The organism is Vibrio sp. 10N.222.48.A3, from assembly GCF_041475345.1.
GTDB classification, from domain to species: Bacteria; Pseudomonadota; Gammaproteobacteria; order Enterobacterales; family Vibrionaceae; genus Vibrio; species Vibrio tasmaniensis_A.
This window is the reverse complement of the sequence record NZ_JBFRVX010001479.1, coordinates 1-1,621: the sequence shown is the minus strand read 5'-3', so window position 1 is coordinate 1,621 and position 1,621 is coordinate 1. Positions and strand designations below refer to the sequence as shown.

The window sequence follows — 1,621 nt, the reverse complement described above, 5'->3', positions numbered from 1 at the left end:
CTTAGGGATCGCTTAGCGTTTATAAAAATAGCTAAAAACACCTTAGAGAAAAAAATGGCGCTGAAGATTCAAGATCTTCAGCGCCATTTTATTGCTTAAGTAGAAGCTTAAACAGAGTTGAACATTACTTAGATTTGCTCTGTGTTTGACTGAATTCAACTACATCTGTGTAGAAAGCTCGTTCAAACTGGGTGATGGGTGCTTCTACTGGTTTTTCTGGATCTGGTGTGTCAGGAAAGTAATCACGGACAAACTGTACAAATAGAGAGTTCGGTTTTCCCGCTTTATCTAAACCAAAGCCTGCCATGTTGTAGCTCCCATACAAAGAACCACTTTTGGCAATAATGTTGCCTTGGATTGGTGCTTTTCTCATGCTTTGACGGTATTTGAGCGTGCCATCAGTGCCAGATGTAGGCATAGCCTCAATCAGGTTGAGCTGTTTATCGTTCTCCCAGATATAACGAAGTACCTGAGCCATGGTTTGCGAGGTCATGCGGTTATTTCTGGATAGCCCTGAACCATCGACCAACTGTGCTTGGCTTAGGTCAATATTGGCTTTGGTCAGTAATATCTGCTTTATCGCTTCAGTGCCGTTATTAAAGCTGCCCGGTTGAACATAAAATGTCGCACCCAGTGTTTTGGTTAGGTTGTCTGCTATTAGATTGTCTGATTTCTTGAGCATGATATTAATCAGTTCGGGAAGTTTCTCTGAGCTGTGACTTGCGATTAACGTGCTTTTGCCTGCTTTAGCTTTTTTGCCAACGACCACATTGCCTTTTACTTCAATTCTCAGTTCTTTAAGAATCGATGTAACGACTTGATAGGTGTAAAGTTCTGGACTTTGAATCGCGAACTTGAGCGGCAGTGGTTTCTTACGTTCAACTAAGCAACCAGAGAGCTTGTAAGTGTTATCTGGGGTAGTAATAAGCTCCAAGTCGCATTGCGTTGCCTTTTGGCCAGAGCGAGTTACCGTGGCTGCTGAGGTTGTCACGTCTATCGGATAGTGAGCTGGGATATATACGCGTGTTGTACCGTTATCTTTTGTATAAATAGAGGCTTGTGCGCAGTTACTGTCTAAGGTCATTGCACTAGAGGGAGCGCTGTAACAAACGCCTAAAATGTCCCAAGGCCAACCAACCGCTCGTTGATAGCCAGTAAAAGCTGAGTTATCGAGGTATAAGTTGCCCTTGATTGTTTTAGATTGCGATTTAGCATATTGATCTAAAAGATTTTTTAGATGCTCTCTTTGTAGTGTAGGGTCACCACTGAATGCGATCACGACATCTTTATTAGAACGCGCAATGCTGGTCGTGTAGTTAAAATTATCTCCTAACTCCAATTTGGCTGCCAAAGCGGTGACTAGCTTTAACGTACTGGCGGGAGGGTAAAAGCCATCGCTATTGGTGTTCAACTCACTCGAATCATCACTCAATGACTTCAGTATCAAGCTTGTGCTACTGCCATCGGGCAGTTTATCTAGAGGGAGGTATTCGAAAGCACTAATTGAATAGCTACACAGTGACAAACCACATAGGAGTAAGCGGGATAGAAGGCGCATAGAAGGTTTTCTTGGATGACTGATGTTTTCAGTATACAGATATAAAAAACGCCCGCTATAGAG

General features: G+C 42.8%; 1 protein-coding gene. It reads right to left on the bottom strand.

Annotation, left to right across the window (positions count from 1 at the left end; genetic code table 11):
- Positions 1-124: 124 nt before the first annotated feature.
- Positions 125-1,558: a serine-type D-Ala-D-Ala carboxypeptidase gene (dacB, locus tag AB4653_RS27245; RefSeq protein ID WP_009847551.1), complete on the bottom strand. Its 1,434-nt coding sequence runs from the start codon at positions 1,556-1,558 to the stop codon at positions 125-127.
- Positions 1,559-1,621 lie beyond the last annotated feature (63 nt).